Source organism: Phyllobacterium sp. CCNWLW109 (genome assembly GCF_037203905.1).
Lineage (GTDB): Bacteria > Pseudomonadota > Alphaproteobacteria > Rhizobiales > Rhizobiaceae > Phyllobacterium > Phyllobacterium ifriqiyense.
The window spans coordinates 908,648-926,770 of the sequence record NZ_JBBCBK010000001.1; the positions used below are offsets into that span (position 1 = coordinate 908,648).

Annotated in this window: 12 protein-coding genes; 1 reads left to right on the top strand and 11 read right to left on the bottom strand. The window is 51.2% G+C overall.

Annotation, left to right across the window (positions count from 1 at the left end):
- Positions 1 to 24: 24 nt before the first annotated feature.
- The 10 genes from V9K92_RS04440 to V9K92_RS04485 form a co-directional block, all read right to left on the bottom strand.
- Entirely contained in the window at positions 25 to 2,739 is a 2,715-nt protein-coding gene (locus V9K92_RS04440) for an ABC transporter ATP-binding protein (RefSeq protein ID WP_337353392.1), read from the bottom strand.
- 156 nt (positions 2,740 to 2,895) lie between these two features.
- Positions 2,896 to 4,026, bottom strand: coding sequence for a glycosyltransferase family protein (locus tag V9K92_RS04445; protein WP_336441430.1), 1,131 nt, complete (start codon positions 4,024 to 4,026; stop codon positions 2,896 to 2,898).
- On the bottom strand, positions 4,023 to 5,267 hold the full coding sequence (locus V9K92_RS04450; protein ID WP_337353393.1) for a glycosyltransferase family 4 protein: 1,245 nt from the start codon (positions 5,265 to 5,267) through the stop codon (positions 4,023 to 4,025). Before V9K92_RS04450 ends, V9K92_RS04445 begins: the two co-directional genes overlap by 4 nt.
- Positions 5,268 to 5,278: 11 nt before the next feature.
- A complete protein-coding gene (locus V9K92_RS04455) occupies positions 5,279 to 6,493 on the bottom strand; it encodes a glycosyltransferase family protein (RefSeq protein ID WP_337353394.1) in 1,215 nt (404 codons plus the stop codon).
- Positions 6,494 to 6,570: 77 nt separating this feature from the next.
- Complete coding sequence (locus tag V9K92_RS04460) at positions 6,571 to 7,746, bottom strand: ABC transporter permease (RefSeq protein ID WP_337353395.1); 1,176 nt, start codon at positions 7,744 to 7,746, stop codon at positions 6,571 to 6,573.
- Positions 7,743 to 8,741: an ABC transporter permease gene (locus tag V9K92_RS04465; RefSeq protein ID WP_115054959.1), complete on the bottom strand. Its 999-nt coding sequence runs from the start codon at positions 8,739 to 8,741 to the stop codon at positions 7,743 to 7,745. Before V9K92_RS04465 ends, V9K92_RS04460 begins: the two co-directional genes overlap by 4 nt.
- A gap of 2 nt (positions 8,742 to 8,743) precedes the next feature.
- On the bottom strand, positions 8,744 to 10,639 hold the full coding sequence (locus V9K92_RS04470; RefSeq protein ID WP_443094442.1) for an ABC transporter substrate-binding protein: 1,896 nt from the start codon (positions 10,637 to 10,639) through the stop codon (positions 8,744 to 8,746).
- A 26-nt stretch (positions 10,640 to 10,665) separates the two neighbouring features.
- Entirely contained in the window at positions 10,666 to 12,552 is a 1,887-nt protein-coding gene (locus V9K92_RS04475) for an ABC transporter ATP-binding protein (protein WP_337353396.1), read from the bottom strand.
- 124 nt (positions 12,553 to 12,676) lie between these two features.
- Positions 12,677 to 13,636 carry a polysaccharide lyase gene (locus tag V9K92_RS04480; RefSeq protein WP_435530243.1) on the bottom strand — a complete coding sequence of 320 codons (960 nt, stop codon included), beginning with the start codon at positions 13,634 to 13,636 and terminating at the stop codon, positions 12,677 to 12,679.
- Positions 13,633 to 14,979 (bottom strand): adenylate/guanylate cyclase domain-containing protein, encoded by a 1,347-nt coding sequence (locus V9K92_RS04485; protein ID WP_115054963.1) that lies wholly within the window; start codon positions 14,977 to 14,979, stop codon positions 13,633 to 13,635. Before V9K92_RS04485 ends, V9K92_RS04480 begins: the two co-directional genes overlap by 4 nt.
- A gap of 366 nt (positions 14,980 to 15,345) precedes the next feature.
- Between V9K92_RS04485 and V9K92_RS04490 the strand changes: the two genes are divergently transcribed.
- On the top strand, positions 15,346 to 16,683 hold the full coding sequence (locus V9K92_RS04490; protein ID WP_115054964.1) for a nucleotide sugar dehydrogenase: 1,338 nt from the start codon (positions 15,346 to 15,348) through the stop codon (positions 16,681 to 16,683).
- Positions 16,684 to 16,719: 36 nt separating this feature from the next.
- On the opposite strand, the gene V9K92_RS04495 is transcribed toward V9K92_RS04490, so the two are convergent.
- Positions 16,720 to 17,874, bottom strand: coding sequence for a DUF3095 domain-containing protein (locus V9K92_RS04495; protein ID WP_337353397.1), 1,155 nt, complete (start codon positions 17,872 to 17,874; stop codon positions 16,720 to 16,722).
- Between the last annotated feature and the right edge of the window lie 249 nt (positions 17,875 to 18,123).

An 18,123-nucleotide genomic window follows, 5' to 3' on the forward strand; every position in this document is an offset into this window, starting at 1 on the left:
ATCCCCTGTGACAGTCATCGGATTTTATGAAGCCAATTGTTTAAATACACCGTTTTTCTCCAGAAGAGTAGCATGCGTTCCGTCTTCCACCAGTGCCCCATTGTCAAATACTATGACTCTGTCGAACAGCTTGGCCAGGCTCGTATTGGAAAGCACCCAAATGATCGACGGTGAATGGCCCTCTTCGTGAAGATTCTCCATAATGTTGTGAGTGATCTTATCCTGAATCCGTTGGTCGAGTGCTGGAAGCGGGCGATTAAAAATCAAATAGTCGGATCGTTTAAGCAGGGCACGCGCCACATTTAATTTCTGACGCTGAACATTTGTCAGGCGCTTGCCGCCTGACCCTACGTCGAAATCAAGGCCAATGGAAAGAACGCTCTCGAAAAGACCGAGCTTATTGAAGATGTCACGCATTATATCGCGCAGTTTGTCGGTACCATCCGCTTGCGCAAATCCAACTCGTCCGAAAAGGACATTGTCCAAGAGTGTTGCGGATGAGATAAACTTCTTTGGGTCATAGCGTTCGATGACTTCCTTGAGGTCCGCAGGTAAGTTTTCATGGAAGCGGGCCCGCGCATCTACAATCTTGGCCATTAGTTCATCATTCAGCAAACCAAAGCGGTGCCTTGGCTCGATATAAGAAAAGCTCAACCGGATAATGTTTGAGCGTTCTTCTGGGGAGGCCGCTTCGAATCCACGGCCCTGCAATTTCTGCAGAAGAATCTGGTAGGCTGGAATGTCGTCAGCCGTCATGAATGTCAGCTGTTGGAAGAACGGGTGATCTGGCGGCAAATCCTGGAACAGCTCCACGGCGTTCGAAGCGATTTCCAGACCCATGAAATACAGATCAATATAAAGGTCGTTCTCTCGCAGAACCGAGCGGAAGTAAGGATGAGCCGCAAGTTTCCGGTTGGTCATCATGGGGCGTTTCATCGTGCCGAACAGAAGATTTTCCCCGATAGTCGCTTGTGGGTTGTACTCTTTCAGCTTGAACGGAACGACCAGATCTTCGAGGCCCTCTTTCTTTAGCCGTTTGCGAAGGGCTTCACGCAGTTCGACGATTCTATCGGTAAGATCGCTATGCGTGGCGGTATTGACCAATGATCGCAGCGCCATATCCTGAATATCCTGCGAAATCATGACCGCATCGAGAACGGGTCGCACTACTTTGAAAAGGTCGTGAGGACCGGTCACACCCGCAGAGGTATAATCCACCCAGTCGCTGTTGAGATCGAGTTCTGGGTTGCCAGCGCGACGTGCCTCATTGATGTTCCATTTATAGTTGATCGCCTGCTTTCCTTCATATTCGACCTTCGTCAAAGGGGCGTGTTTAAGCCCGTAGAGAAGATTGTCGCGAAGTGTTCCATGGAAGAAATAAGTATCAGATGCGGCATAAGCGATCCTGCGGCCCGTGACTGACTCGGGCAGTTCAAGCAAATCGGTTCCGTCAATCGTAATACGTCCCTGATCTGGCCAGACCAACCGGGCAAACGCTTCCGCGAGGGCTTCAGCTCCACTGGCGCTGTTGCCAACGACGGCAACGGTTTCAGAAGGATTTATCTCAACCGAGATATGGTTGAGCAGGGGTGCGCCGCTATCGTCCAGAACAGTTAGATTGACTGCATGCAAAGAATGTTCAAGGCGACCTGCCGGGGTAGGCGCAAGAGCTTGAATCTTGGGATCAACCAGTCGGTCCACATTAAACTGCTCGACGACCTGAGCGTACTTAACCTGAACATCCTGACGCGCCTGATCCCAATCGATCAACTCTTTCAATGGCCCAGGTAAATCCTTGTATGCATTGATCACGGCAACGAGCTGGCCAATATCCAGCCTGCCCTGCAAAGCCAAAACACCACCGATGGAGTAGAACAAAAACGGTGTGACTTGCGCCAGAAAATTATTGATGAACTTGACTAAAAATTTCCATTGATAAAGATCGTACCGGATCGAGAATATAAGTCCCAGACGCGCCGCTATATCGGCGCGTTCGTAGTTAGAGGTATCATTGCCGTGAATGGTGCCAATGCCATCGACAATTTCACCCACACGACCTGATAACTCGCGAGCCGTCAGCTGTCGCTGCCGTCCAAGCTCCAGCAATCGCTTGCGCATGCGCGGGATAACGACGCCCTGTATGGCTACAATCCCGGCCGCGATCATTCCAAGCCAGAAGTTCTGCATGATAATGAAGACAAGAGCAGTTAAAGCCTGCCCCCCAAGCAAGGCAGGCTGCACAAATGCGTCGCCGGTGAAGCCACCCATCGGCTCAACTTCATCCTTGATCATGGTGGCAATTTCTGCCGACTTTACCCGCTTGAATTGAGACGGGGGAAACCGGAGTACACGATCGATCAGTTCAAAGCGGATACGCCGCAGCATTCGCTCACCAAGGCGGCCTTTATAGGTATTGATATAAAGCTTGAAGAGCCCATTCACGATGACGAGAAGGAGGAAAACCAGGCTGAGCGCCATCAATGTCTCGAAGCGGGTCAGTTCGAGACCGTTAAAGAATGTAACTTCGCCCACATAAGGAATATCGTACCGGATACGCATAAAGGTCTGCGTCGCTCCAGGCGATTCAAAGCCGGTACCTTGTATGGGACCGTTCACAATCTGCTTTGGCAAATCGAACGATAGGAAATACGGGATCATTGAAACGGCTACAACGATCAAAATCCATATCTGCTGTAGTCGTGTATTCGACCAGATATACCGAGTTAAACTTTTTTCCATGAACAACCGTAAGCTGTGACGTCAGCAGTAATTTAGATCGTGAAACAGGCGGCGCGGTGGAGATGACCTTTGGGCTGAATCACCTGAACTTACATCATCAAAGCCAATGACGCCATATAACACGGCACTGTAGGTGCTTATTCTGACAAATCAGTCTCAGAGCATGCGCCGCAATAATGCTGCGGTCTGCTGAGCACCATTCAAGTCCAAGTTGTGTTTTGGCCAATGCGCCTCGTTGACGGCAGATGCAATGGCGCTTGTAAGAATATCGCTGTTCAAGCCGCCTTCCGGTAGTGCAATTGCCAAGCCGAGAGATTCAAGGCGCGTAGCGCGAACACTTTGCTCTGTTTCACCCCCTGCGGTGAACGGAACGAGAATCGAACGGCATTTGGCGCGAAGTATATCGCAAACCGTATTGTAACCGGCTTGGGAAATTGAAAGTCGTGCGTTTTGAAGCAGACCAGGAAAGTCCTGACGAAATCTCACAACAGTGACGTTGTCAGGTGCTTCAGCGGATAGAGCTGCAAAATCAGGCTCGGGAAGATTGGGGCCAGCGATAAGGCACCAGCTGCCCTTAAAACCGGATTGGACGGCGCACTGATATGCGGATCGAAGAAGTTCCGCACCGACAGCACCTCCGCCTGCCGAGACGACAATATCAAAATTGTCATCGGCAGGAGAGGGAGCCGGTCCGGTTACAAGCCCTGTATAAAGAACCTTGTCAGCAATCAGCTCTGCCAATGGAAAAGTGTCGGGCAGAGCTATAAAATTGGGATCGCCATGGACCAGGACGTGATCAAAATGCGACTTGATCAGCGAGACGGTTTCTTCATCGCGTCCCGGCTTTGTCCGCTCCTGAAGTATATCGCGTACTGATGCCAACAATATTGGCCTTGGAGAAGCGGTCTTGATAGCTTCCAACAGCGGCATAAGCTCAAAGCGCATTTGTCTTCGGCCAAAAGGGAAGGCTTCAACTATCACGATATCGGGTTGCACTTCGTGGAAAGCTTCAAGCAGAAGCTTGCGACGATTGTTGAGATAATCGTCGTCGGCAGGCTTGCCATTCCCGTCGACAAGTCCGTTGAAACCAGCATTTCCCGCGAGCAAGGGCGGCAAAGCGATCTGCTTTACGCCGGGTCCAGGAAATCCTCGCACATTTGATCCACCGGTAACCATGCTTACATCAAAGCCGTCATCGACAAGCGCGCGCGAAATATGACTCGCCCTTGCCAGATGTCCTATTCCAAGCAGATGCTGGACGTAAAAGAAGACGCGTGGTGATTTCATGATTTCTGCCACTCATCTTCAAAGAGCCGGGTAAGTTGCCGGATACTGGAAGTATGGTCGAAATGCTCTCGAACGCGGCGCCCTGCAGCCAGACCAAGTCGATGTCTCAAATCTGGCTCGCGGATGGCCCGCTCAATGGCGACGGCCAAAAGACGGGGGTTCTCAGGTGGCACGACAAAGCCGTTTTCTCCGCCGGTCAACAGCTCTGGAATTCCCGAAATATTGGTAGAGATGCAGACGAGATTTTGACTTGACGCCTCGACGAGTACATTGGGCAGTCCATCGCGATCACCGTCTGCAGCTACGCGACATGCCAACGCAAAAATATCTGACTGCCGGTAGTGGCTCAGCACCTCTTCTTGAGCGAGGGCACCTTTCCAAAAGATGCGATCTGATATGCCAAGTGATTCAGCGAGCGGTTTGAGCTTCGACAGTTCATCACCGCCACCGATGTGAGTGAACTGCCAATTGATATCAGGCGATAATTGAGCCAGCGCCTGTAAAAGGATATCATAACCCTTTTTCGGCACCGCACGGCCGACGCTAAGTATCCGCACCGGATCAGACTTATCGGTGCCGTCGCGGTCGGATCTTCGTTGGTCGAAATGCCCAAAACGGGTCAAGTCGAGCCCATGATAGCTTAAATGTACCTCATCTTTTCGATCAGTAAGTTGGCGCATATGCTCGAAACCGGAACGGGTGCAGGTAACACTCCAGCGTGCCTTTGCCAGTTTTTCGGTTAGCTCCCAGTCTGGTGAAGTCCAGATATCTTTAGCGTGGGCGGAACAGGTCCACGGAACGCCGGTCAAAATGCTTGTATAGGCAGTCACTGATGCTGGCGTATGGATAAAATGTGCATGCAACCATTCGCCGGCGTCTGGCCATTCATGGGCCAGTACCAATGCTTGTCCGAACCGGCGAAAACGATTGCGGGTTTTATCACGCAGGAGATCAGTCCAGAATTGACGAAGCAACGGTCGAAATCCGGGGCGCTTCCAACTACCAATCAGGCCGCGTAATACCCGCAGCGGCTCGTTATGAAGATATTCCGGCAAATAGACGACCCGAGCCTTGATCTCATCATGTATTGGATGGCGTTTCTTATCAGTAGGCTTGCGCATGGATATAAGGGTGAGGTCAAATCCTGCACGTTCAAGCCCAAGCAGTTCCTGCGCGATGAAGGTTTCTGAAAGACGCGGATAGCCCTTCAGAACAACCAGTGTTTTACGGCGTATAGTCAAAATGCTTGCTCTTACTCGGCGACCGCAGGAAGCGGTTGATTTTCTCGGTCCTCCAGCCATTCTCCAACTATTTCGGAGATGTGCACCAGCCCTTCGAGACGCATGCCTTCACCTTTGCCGCTTTGGGAGGGAGGTGCCCGTTCAGGAAGACGCTTGAGCACTTCTGCAAGTCTTAACGGATCCCCAGCTTCTTCAGGCAGCAGCATCTCAATCAAACCAAGCTCAGCGGCTCGTTTGGCCCGGATCAATTGCTCTTCACGAGGAGCAATACGCGGCACGATCAAGGCGGGCTTATCGAATGACAATATCTCGCAATAGGTATTGTAGCCGCCCATGGCGACTACTGCCTTCGCTCCTGCAATCAATTCCTCCATGCGGTTGTCAAACTCGATAACCTGTATGTATGGAATTTTACTGCCTTTCTTTACCAGCTTCGCCCGTTGTTTGGCAGGCATATAAGGTCCCAGAACGATGAACGCTTTATGTTGTAATGAGGGATCTTGCTGGTAGGCATGAATGACATTGTGAACGAGGTCTGCACCATCGCCGCCACCGCCCGTGGTGACCAGAATATAATCGCCGTCAGGAACATGCACGGAAGCAGCTTCATGCGATACGCTGCGTTGCAAAAAGCCAACAAACTTCATCTTGTCCCGGATAGTCTCCGGTACTTCAAGGTCAACTAAAGGGTCATAAAAATCCGGCGGACCATAGACCCATACAGTGTCATAGAGCTGATCGATCTTGTTGATAACCTGATTTTGCTTCCATTCTGCTTCCAGAAGGTGCGGAGCATCCATCACTTCCCGCAAACCAAGGACGAGCGTGGTTCCTCGCGACTTGAGATAGGTTAGAGTTTCTTCAACTTCCCCCTTGAGGCCCATGGGCTCCTTGTCGACGATAAAAATGTCAGGCTGAAACGTTTCTGCGGTATGTCTTATGATGGATTGCCGCATCTTCAGCGTTTCGTGCAGATCAATATGCCGAGCCAGAGATGTATATTCTCCGTTTCGCAATTTGATGACGCTTGGCACCTTAACAAAGTCCACCCGCGCGCGATAATCAAACGCACCCGCAATGGTCGCACCCGATATGATCAGGATGTTCAATCCCCGGTAATCTTCAACAAGCGAATGTGCAATAGTTCTGCACCGCCGCAAATGACCCAAGCCGAACGTATCGTGACTATACATCAGGATCCGTGCATCCTCGAAACGACGCATCATTGTCGGAACTTTCTTTTTTGCGGACAGGCCCGCGCGATATCATTCAAATAGGCGATCAATTGCAAACTACCAGCCTCTTATCTGTATGGATCAGCGGCGTCGCGCAACCCATCTCCCAAGAAATTGAACGCCAGGATAACAAGAATGACTGGAACCATCGGGAAAAGGAGCCAAGGGTAGAACGCTATAACGCTGACGCTTCTTGCCTCCGTGAGTAGTATGCCCCAGCTGGTTATAGGTGGTCTCAAGCCCAGTCCGAGAAAGCTCAGGGCCGTTTCGCCAAGGATCATTCCGGGAATGGAAATTGTGGCAGTTGCAATGAGGTGCGACATAAAGCCTGGAACGAGATGCCGTCCGATGATGCGGCTGCTCTTGGCTCCCATAAGCTGTGCCGCCAATACGTAATCTTCTTCGCGCAGAGCAAGCAGCTTGGAGCGTACCGATCGAGCAAGACCCGTCCAGTCGAGCATGCCAAGAATTATGGTTATGCCGAAATAGATCAGTATGGGGCTCCAGGTCACCGGCATGATGGCTGCAAGAGCCATCCACAGCGGCAAGCTAGGCAATGATTGTAAAACTTCGATAACACGTTGAACCAGCAGATCAAAGACACCGCCATGGTAGCCTGCAAGCCCACCAATAATGATGCCGAGAACAAAGCTTATGGTGATGCCGATCAGCCCGATGGTCAAAGATATCCGCGCACCGTAGATGATGCGCGATAGAACATCTCGTCCCAGACGGTCGGTACCAAGAAGAAACATCTGGCCGCCCTTGGCAGGACACACGAAATGGATATTGGACTGTATTAGTCCCCAGAACCGATAATCATCGCCCCTGCAGAAAAAACGGAGCGGCTGCACATCGTCCATTTTGCTCGTATAGACGCGTTTCAGCGACTGCATGTCCAGACTCATTTCACGGCCATAGACAAAAGGTCCAACGAAATTGCCATCCTGGAAAAGATGGACGCGTTGGGGAGGCGAATGAATAAAATCGACATTGCGTGTGTGCAGATTATATGGAGCCAGAAACTCGGCAATGATGATCATTCCATAGAGCAACAGCAGGAATATGCCCGATGCCAGGGCAATTCTGTGGCGCTTGAATTTCCACCACATCAATTTGAGTTGAGAGGCGAGATGAACCTTCGCCTGGGCTTCGGTCATCTCCTCGATCGACATCGGATCGAACGGTGCCGACGATACAAAATGCTGCAGGGGCGCGCCGGGGAGAGGTATTTGATCCGTCACTTAGTGCTCCTGCCAGCAAGCCGGATACGGGGGTCAAGAAAAGCAAGAGCGATATCGGAGATAAGGACACCAATAACGGTCAGGAATGCGAGAAACATAAGAAATGAGCCAGCAAGATACATATCCTGGCTTTGAAGCGCTTTTATGAGCATGGGGCCTGTCGTTTCAAGTGATAGAACGATCGCCGTAATTTCCGCACCGGAGATGATTGCTGGCAGAATGGATCCGATATCGGAGACGAAAAAGTTGAGAGCCATGCGAAGTGGGTATTTAATCAGTGTTTTGAATGGATGAAGCCCTTTCGCCCTTGCCGTCATGACGTATTGCTTTTGCAGTTCGTCCAAAAGGTTGGCGCGCAGACGGCGGATCATTCCTGCAGTTCCAGCCGTTCCAACGATAATAACCGGTATCCACAAGTGTGAAAGAATGGACCGCGCTTTCTCCCAACTCATTGGTTCATTGAGGTATTGCTGGTCCATCAAATGCCCTATGGACGTGCCGAACCATACATTGGCGAAATACATCAAGATCAGCGCGAGCATGAAATTGGGAATGGCAATGCCAAGCAGGCCTAGAAACGTCAAGCCGTAGTCGCTCCAGCTATATTGGTGTGTCGCCGAATACATGCCGATAGGAAAAGCAATCAGCCAGGTGAAAAGAATAGTGACGAAGGACACAAGGATGGTCAGCCACATGCGATCGCCAATGACTTCGCTAACGGGCAATTGATACTCGAACGAGTAACCAAAATCGCCTTGCAACATGCCCCCAACCCAATAAAAATAGCGCAGCACCGGAGGTTTGTCCAAGCCGTATTGACTGCGCAGTTCTTCCAGATCCTGTATGTTCACCGTCTCACCTTGAGCCTGCATTTCTGCAATTTGGCTATCGATGAAGTTGCCTGGAGGCAGCTCAATGATTACGAAAACGAGCGCGGATATGATCAGCAGAGTGGGGATCATGGCGGCAATGCGCCAGAGTATATAACGGAGCATCTCTAAACTTGCTCCGTCTCAAGCCAGAATGTATCGGGCATATAAATACCCAAAAAGCATGTGGGATCAAAACCATAGAGACCCCGTTCCGGCAGGTTTTGCAACTTGTTCGAATGAAGCACGGGTTGCAACGTGCCATTTATAAGCCCGATCGAGAAAACCTGGCTCGTAAAAATTGAAAGCATTTGATGCCAAATGGCGGTTCGCTCATCCATGCTTCTCGACTCCCGCCAGCCTGTTTGCAGGCGTATCAACTCTTGCGCTTCAGGCAAATCCGGGGCCTGACCATTCTGGCCGAGCGAAAGGTGATACATGCCCCATAAGGGCCATTGGAGCTGGTCATCTGAGGTTGGTGCCAATTGCTGCGGATTCATATCTGCAGTGGCAACGCCATTCTCGATGCCGTACCAGATCGACATCATAATTCTGCCGGCCTGTGCACGGCTGCGGAAAATATCGCGCTGCGATGTGCGAGTATAAAGTGCAATGCCGATTTTTCGCCAATGATCGGTCACGAGTTCCAGTACATCGGTGTCCAGTGTACTTTCGCCCGGCGTTTCAATGGTAATTTCAGCAAGGCGACCGTCCGGCAGCAGACGGATATTGTCTCCATTGCGTTTTTGCAGGCCCGCCTCGTCGAGCAGAGCATTCGCCTGATCCGGGTCATGGTTAATCCAGGCATTGGCATATTCTGGTTTGTACAGGGGGCTTTCTGGAAGCACCGTATCGGCGCTCGCCGTTCCAAGGCCGTAAAAAACCGCCATATTGATTTCGTGTCTATCAATAGCCAGTGACAGTGCCCGGCGTACGCGCACATCACGGAACAAACCGCGCCATACTTCATCTTTGCAGTTCAGATTGGGCAGAATTGCCACGCGCGACCCTCGTGTCATCTTCCACAGATTGACCTTTACAGGATAGCGCTTCTCGGCATCTTTCAGGAAAGTATAATCATTAAAATCAATGCCTGCTGCCTGAAGGTCGCTCTCTCCCGCACCAGTTTTTGCCGGGATAATGGAAGAGGAACTGACATTCAGAATGACACGGTCGATATAAGGTAATTGTCTGCCATTCTCATCAACGCGGTGGAAATAAGGATTTCGTTCGAAAACAAACTGTTCGGAAGGTGGGGCTGTCGTGTTCCGCCAAGGGTACAGCGTTGGCAAATTGGGATTTTCTGGACGATATTCACGCGCCATCTTGATATGCAGGTCGGCCCATTTTTTCACCCGGTTTTCCTGCATCAACGCAGAAAGCCTGAACTGGTCCTGATACTTTTTATGAAACTGCTTGAGATAGGCCGAGGGGCCATGAATAGCGAGCGGTTGTGGTGCTGCCAGACTCGGCAGAAAATTTGGGTTCGGGGCATCCCAAGAATAGCGCACGGTCAGGTTGTCGACGACTTCAAATCGCGGCAACTTGCCATTGACACGCAGATCAAGTGATCCACCGCCGGGGGTTAGATCTTTGTTGAGAAGTACGTCTTCCCACCAATACCGGAAGTCATCTACCGTCAAAGGCGAACCGTCGGACCAACGATGACCTTCGCGAATGGTAAACGTGAAAACAGTGTCGTTTTCTTCTTGAAATGCCTCGAGAATATCCGGTTGCAGCGTCAGCTTTTCATCATATCCGACGAGCCGGGCATATCCGTAGATCGTCATGAAACGAATGTCTTTGGCGCTACCGATTATAGTGCGGATTGTACCGCCGTAACGGCCAGGTACGCGGCCCATTTCCTTGAGACCAATAATGCGAGGGCGCGTGGGCAATCGCTTGACAAGTGGCGGCAAGCTGCGCGCTCTCAACTGATCAGACAGGAATTCGGGCTCCAGATCGCGATCCGCCGCTGACGCGAAATTCGGAGATAGCAGACATCCCAGTCCGCCAAGCCCGATTGTACCAAGCACTTCGCGCCGCGTTATCACGCTCGTAACTCCCTGGCGTCAACATTGCGTCTGGCCAAAACAAGGTGTCCGCCACCCAGATCAGCCTGGGCAAGATCGTTTGAATCGGTTTCGTCAAAAAACTGCGGTCCCCAGGCTCGTTTGTCCGAGGCACCACTCGCCTTGAGGGTTTTAAAATCAAGAGGGCGGTCCAAATCGGGAAAAGGGACAGCCGCGAGAAGGGAGCGGGTATAGGGATGTATCGGATTGCGCAGAATGATTGCGGAAGGTGCTAACTCGACAATTCGACCAGCACACATGACTGCTATCCGATCAGCCATATAGTCGACCACAGCAAGGTTATGTGAAATAAACAGGTAGGTTAGGCCCAATTTCTTTTGTAGATCCTTAAGCAGGTTCAAAATCTGCGCTTGCACGGAGACATCCAAGGCGGAGACGGGTTCATCGCAAATCAACAATTGCGGTCCAAGCGCCAATGAGCGTGCAATTCCTATGCGCTGACGCTGCCCACCCGAAAAACTGTGCGGATAGCGATTGAGAAAGCGTTGATCAAGCCCGATTGCCTGTATCAAGGCTCGTACTTTTTCCATGCGATAGGCTCTATCCCCGCGCCCATGTATTTCCAGCGGCTCACTCAGAATGTTCTGGACTGTCATGCGCGGAGACAGGGAAGAAACTGGATCCTGAAAAACCATTTGAATATGGGTTCGCAGCTCCATCAGAGCTTCGCCTTGCGCCGCTAGAACGTCAACCTCTCCCTTGCCTTCGTTGAAAGTCACGCTCCCGCTGTCGGGCGTAATGGCACGCATTAAAATTTTGCTCAATGTGGTTTTGCCGCACCCGCTTTCCCCAACAAGACCAAGGCACTCGCCCCGGCGAATGTCGAAACTGACATCATTGACGGCCTTTATGCGTGTCTTGTCCTGCTTGCCAAACATGCCGGATTTGCGAATGGCATAGGTCTTTGTCAGGTTTTTCACGCTCAGCAAAATCTCCGGCGTGTTTTCGGGCTTCGGCTTTTTTGCCCAAAGCGTGTCCGAATTGACCGGAACTTCACGCAAAGCCTTCAATCGTTCTCCTGGCTTCATGTCGAAGTGCGGTACGGCAGCCATCAGCCCTTTTAAATACGGATGCTGCGGATTGCGAAAGATAGCATCGACGTGACCCGCTTCCATGATCTCGCCATGATAGATGACCACAACCTCATCGGCCATATTGGCCACGACACCGAGATCATGCGTGATCAACAGCATCGCCATGTTCAACTTTTGCTGAAGGTCCTTCAACAATTCAAGTATTTGAGCCTGTATGGTAACATCGAGGGCAGTCGTCGGCTCATCTGCAATCAAAAGGGCAGGGCGGCAGATCAAAGCCATCGCTATCATTGCCCGCTGGCGCATGCCTCCGGATAACTCGAACGGGTACATGTCATAAGTGCGTGCAGGATTGTGAAACCCTACCAGCCCCAGCATCTCCTCAGTCTGTGCCCTGCGTTCTTCTTTGGTCGCCTGTGTATGGATTTGCAGGACTTCGCTGATTTGGTTGCCGACAGTATGCAATGGCGACAGGGATGTCATTGGCTCCTGAAAGATCTTAGCCATTCGCTTGCCACGCAGATCTCGCAGCTCAGCACCGTCAGGGCGCATTTGCAATATGTCGCTTGCTCTGCCGTTTAGAGGATCGGTGAAAAGAATTTTACCTGTGACGCTGGCCGTATTGGGCAAAATGCCCATAACCGACTGACTTATAACGGATTTGCCGGAGCCAGACTCGCCCACGAGAGCAGTCACTTTACCTGGCAGGACGCGAAGATTGACGCCCTTTACCACATTCATTCGTCCACCAAGCATCGCAAAAGAGATGCCAAGGTTCTCAATGCGTAATAAATCCGTTCCCGACACCATGCGAGCGACTTAATCCTTAAAGGCTGTCGTTTTCTGTCAACTGGAACGAGACTAGCTTACGCTCTTGTCCGAGTCCAGTTGGTTGAATGGCGATTGCCCATGTAGATCAAATACATACTCTTGTTTACGGTACAGGACAGACGGAAGCATCAAGAACATCGGAACAGCGCGGGGAGCGGCGGAAATTGTCGAAATAAAGCGCCCATTCAGTTTTGTCGGCCGCGCGATACGGGCCAAACTTGAAATATTGATTATCGCCTAGCCCTTTGTCTCCATGGCCTATGTTTCCTTTGACGGTCACGATCCATTTATTATTGGCAAAAATCTCAACATGGCCGGATCCGTCCGGACCTGGTTTTGTATATATGGCAAAATCAATCCAGCCCGAATCCGGCGTAGGCAGCTTGTTGCCCCTGTCGGTTACAACAATGGCATCAGTGCAACTGTTGAACTGCTTGCCGTCTTGCGGGGTCCATTTATCATCAGTGGCGATAAGCGCACGCATCTGATTGGTATCAGGTCGATACCAAACCGGCGTCTGTTTGTCGCTGCAAGCCTTTACAGTGCTTGGGCCTGCTGCCTTTGTTGGCGCGATATAATTGGTTTCAATCGTCGCAAAAAGTTTTCCATGATTGAGACGTAATGCCAAAAATGGGCTGAAATCACCCACGGCTTCCGGCCCAATTTCCCTTTTCCACTGCGCGATCAGATAGCGATGATCATCTTTCGGGATCGGATCGGCAAATTTTACCGCGAACCCATACCAGACGCCTTGGTCATAGGGGACGCGATGCTGGGTTTTCTCCCAGACTTCAGCACGCTCGCTGCAGTTTTTTCGCACCTTGGGGCAAAACGGCTTTACGCTTAACTTCAGTGCCCCAGCACCGGTCTGCTTTATCTCGGATTGAAACTCGACTTTACCAGCCTGCTGTTCAAAGTTCTGGCGGTAATAAAGCCCACCTGCGGGGGAGAAATCTTTCCCGTCGAAACCATCAATCAGAACGTCGCCTATGGGTTCTGCTGCCGCACCCGTTGCACTCAAAGCTGCCGCAAGAAAAGCCATAGCGACGTATCTTCCTGTCATTGCATGAATTTCTCTAAGAGGGGACGTTTGGGCGGAGTAGACTTGGCATCTCTGTGAAGTAGCATGACCTGTTCGGCTTCCGAAAGTCCATCATAAGTTATTTCGTCATAGGCATCGTCAAGCTGCGCGGTCTGTCCTGCAGGTTTTGGCAATAGAACCGTTACCTTCTGACCCACACCACGCAATTTTTCCTCGCCAAGAGTGGTCCAATCGCCTCCACAATATGTGGCAAATGCCTGGCTGGCGACGACTTCACGATCATATTTCTTTGTTAGGCTTTGAAGTCTTTGCACCTCATTTACGGCCGATCCGAAAGCCGAAAATGTCAGCCTGTCCTTCAATCCGACATTCCCGAACATGACATTGCCGACATGCAGTCCAATTCCATATTTGATGGCGCTGAGGCCTTCTTGCTGCCGCATGATGTTGAGTTCGGCAACGCGTGCTTGAGCCTTGGAAACAGCAGAAAGGGCGGACTGACACGCGACTTTGGAAGGGTCCTTGTGCCTGCCGCAAGGATAGACGGCAAGAAATCCATCGCCCATAAAGCTCAAAATTTCGCCGCCACCACGGTTGAAGGGCGCGGCGATCGCATCAAAGAAATGGTTGAGGGTATCAATATAGGCCTGCCGCCCTTCTTTTTCTGCGAGCACTGTTGATTGACGCATGTCGCCCATGACCAAGGCGGCGCGAATAGTCTCGCCATCACCCCGGCGAATCTGGCCATTGAGAACGCGCTTGCCAGCATTACCACCAAGGTAAGTGGTCAACATATTGTCGGCGAGTTTTCCCAGAACGGCCATTTTTGCCGCAACAGCAAGATGGTTCTGCAAACGCAAGAGTTTGGCAATCATTGGGTCGCTGAAGCCTTCACTGGAATCAGTTGCCCACGATCCCATCATGCCTTGGGTCGATTGGCCGCCAAAGGACTGCAAAAACGCAAGATAGTCAGTCATGCCTTCAAGTCTGAGTTCATCCAGAACCGGGAACTCCGATGGCCCATCAAGATCGATGCGCCGCCGCAGATGCTCAAGATTGTTGCTGAGCAAATAGAAATAAGGGCTGAGAAGAAACCGTTCGGGTTTTTCACCAGGATTGTGGCGGTAACCTTCCACAGTCATGCCGCTTGAACGCTTCCAGGTAAAACCGAGAGCGTCGTAAAGGGGGTGAAGCATTGAAAAGGAAAGATTGACGCGGGCTATTGGTAGGCCCGCCGCTGCAATGCGCTCGCAAAATCCGCGCACGATTACTTCAAGGCTGTCTCCAGCCAATGCTGACTCTGTAACCCAGTCTGCCACCTTGTCGAGAAGAATTGTGGAAATATCCGCTTGGGTCGCGCTCATCCCTCGTCCTTACAAATTCGAGCTACGTCCATTTTCCGCGTATGCCATTTGTCGAACGTGTCAACTACGCTCGAACAGGAGAATAATAACAACAGGATGAGTGAATCCGGATGCAGTGTCAACGCTGGCAAACAATCCACCTGTGGGGTCGATCCGCCAATTACGCTGGACTTTCGCAGGTAAACAGACAGGCGCCCTCTAATTAATTACATTGACATTGGTTAGATGGGCATTTCCCCAATCTGAAACAATAGGGCGTTGTCACTTGATTGTGACGTAAGTGGTGAGGTTGCGGTCGCTTGACAGCTATCCGTATAGCAGCCATCTACGAACGAAGGCGCAGGCCAGATAAGACTGGAATATCACGTGACCAATACTGCTTTTACCGACCTTTCGCAAAAACTCCTGACACAACAGGCAAAAGCCGGAGTAATCGGACTTGGATATGTTGGACTCCCCCTGGCGATTACGCTTGCACGCAGCGGATTCCACGTAACTGGGTTTGATGTCGACCCGGCAAAAATTATCGCGTTGGACGCCGGAAATTCCTATATCGAAGCGGTTAGCAATGCCGATCTAGCCAAAGAGACTTCAGCGGGAAGATTCCGTTCTTCGGATGATTTCGGGCAACTCGCGTCATGTGACGTGATTGTCATCTGCGTTCCGACGCCCCTGACAAAACATCGGGACCCTGATCTTTCTTATGTTGAGGCAACGAGTCGTTCAATTGCAGCCACGCTTCGAAGGGGTCAGCTTATAGTGTTGGAGTCGACGACTTATCCCGGTACAACGGACGATATTGTCAAAACCATTCTGGAAAAGACCGGGTTGAAGTCAGGTCAGGACTTTTTTCTAGGGTTTTCGCCAGAAAGGGAAGATCCGGGCAATCGCGACTTTGATACGTCCAGCATTCCAAAGATCGTTGCTGGCGATGGTGCTGAAGCCAGTGAGTTGATGCAGGCCTTCTATGGGCAAGCCGTCAAGACTGTTGTGCCCGTCTCATCCAATGCGACGGCTGAAGCAGTAAAACTCACAGAGAACATTTTCCGGGCCGTGAATATAGCGTTGGTCAATGAACTCAAGACAGTTTACGCTGCAATGGGGATCGATATCTGGGAAGTAATCGAAGCCGCAAAGACAAAGCCCTTTGGCTATATGCCATTTTACCCTGGGCCCGGCCTTGGGGGTCATTGTATTCCCATCGACCCTTTTTACCTGACCTGGAAATCGCGGGAATATGAATTACCGACGCGATTCATTGAGCTTGCAGGCGAAATAAACTCGGCTATGCCGCGTTATGTGATCAGCAAATTGTCGGAAGCACTGGATATCCGTGAGGGGAAAGCCCTCAGCCGTTCGCGCATCCTGATCATTGGTTTGGCGTACAAGAAAAATGTTCCCGATATCCGCGAAAGCCCCTCATTACGACTGATGGAAATTATCCACGAGCGTGGCGGCACTGCCGATTATCACGATCCATATGTCGCTGAAATTCCCACGACGAGGGAATATATGGCTTTGAAAGGGCGACAATCAATCGATCTTACAAAGGAAACTGTCCAGTCTTACGATGCGGTTTTGATTTCGACAGATCATGATTGCATTGATTATGCATCAATAGCCGCATGGTCACCGTTAATCGTTGATACCCGCAATATTTTCACGAAACGTGGGCTCATGGCAGACCATATAATAAAATCATAAGTGCTGCCGTGGCCCAACAGCCAAGCCGCGTCACCCTCAGGCGAGTTTGGCTTTAAGGTTGCTTGCAGCCATTGCATAACCGCCAGAGGCACCGTCGATGAAGTGGATATGGTCATGCGCCAGCGGCGTGGGAACCAGACAGGTTATCAAAGCCGAGCTTTGCCTGTGTAAACCGTACTGACAGATTCCCTCTTTGGCTGCTTCTTCCAGCCGCTCTTCAATACGTGTCAACCGCGCAGCATCAATGTCGATGGTCATCTTGAGTCCATCATCGAACTTGCGGAAATCAGAATTTTGAACCAGTTCGCGCTTATACGCTTTGGGATCAAATCCACCGGCTGTGAGACCCAGTTTTTCCAGCATTATCGTCAGTCCGATCTGAGCGAAAATGGCAAACTTTTTATAGAGCCTTTTCCCAGCCGGAGCAGTTGCCCTTGCCTCGGTACTGATGCCCTGCAATGTGAATTCAATCTGTGGTCCTTCTTCCGGAATTGGGTGGGCGCCGCGCGCTTGCTCGGCAGCTATGGCAACAACATCAGCCACCAATTGCTGGAAGCGGGCGTCTGCTCCCGATGCCCCGGGCACTGCAATAATGGAAACAATCTCACCGTTGTGGGCGCGGACCGGATTCCAACGGCAGGACAGGCCAGTCAGATCAGGACGCGAGCCCGAGGGCGCTGGTTTGATCAGAAATTTACCCGCTTTCATTTGAGCTTCAGCCCAACTTGCTCCTCCGCCGGCGAACATCGCATAAGAGAGCTCCGAGCTGACTTTAAATCTGGCCACGCGTACATCCAGACCTTGAGCGCGCACCGCCGCCATTGGAACAATGGCCGCTCTCAGGTTCAACTGCAATTCATCCGCCACCCAGGCTTGTACTGCCGCAAGTGCTTTGCGAGCCTCCAGCTCCTCTGAAGCAGGAAGAGCAACCAAAGCTCCATCGCCTCCGAATATAAATGGATGGTTTTGCTTCCCCAATGCGTTGAGGAGAGCCGATATGACGCTTGCGCCCGCCACGTTGACGGCCTTGTAGCGTCCCTGTTTTATGGCTTCGGTTGAACCCACTATGTCTGCAGTGGCCAACACCCAGTCAGCGGGAAGCGCCTTGTAATTGGCGTTGTCCGCAACGCCTTCAAATTGCTCGAAAACAGGCAATGTCTCAAAAAAATTGTCGTTCTTTTCAGTCGTCATAAGCGACAGTAACACAGGCCGATTGTGCAGGCGATGCACACTTATCCATCGGGCTGCTCAATGCACAATAACGGCAGTGCCTGTTAAATATGTGAAAACTTGAAAATACAATTGTTCGCGGCTTGTGTGTCCCGTGAACGGTATGCAACGATATAACTGCTGCCGATTCTTGCCCATCAAATCGAGCCATTCCTTGAGAGTGCTAATAACATGCCGGCATATCGTGCCCGCAGGGGGACTAGTTTGTTA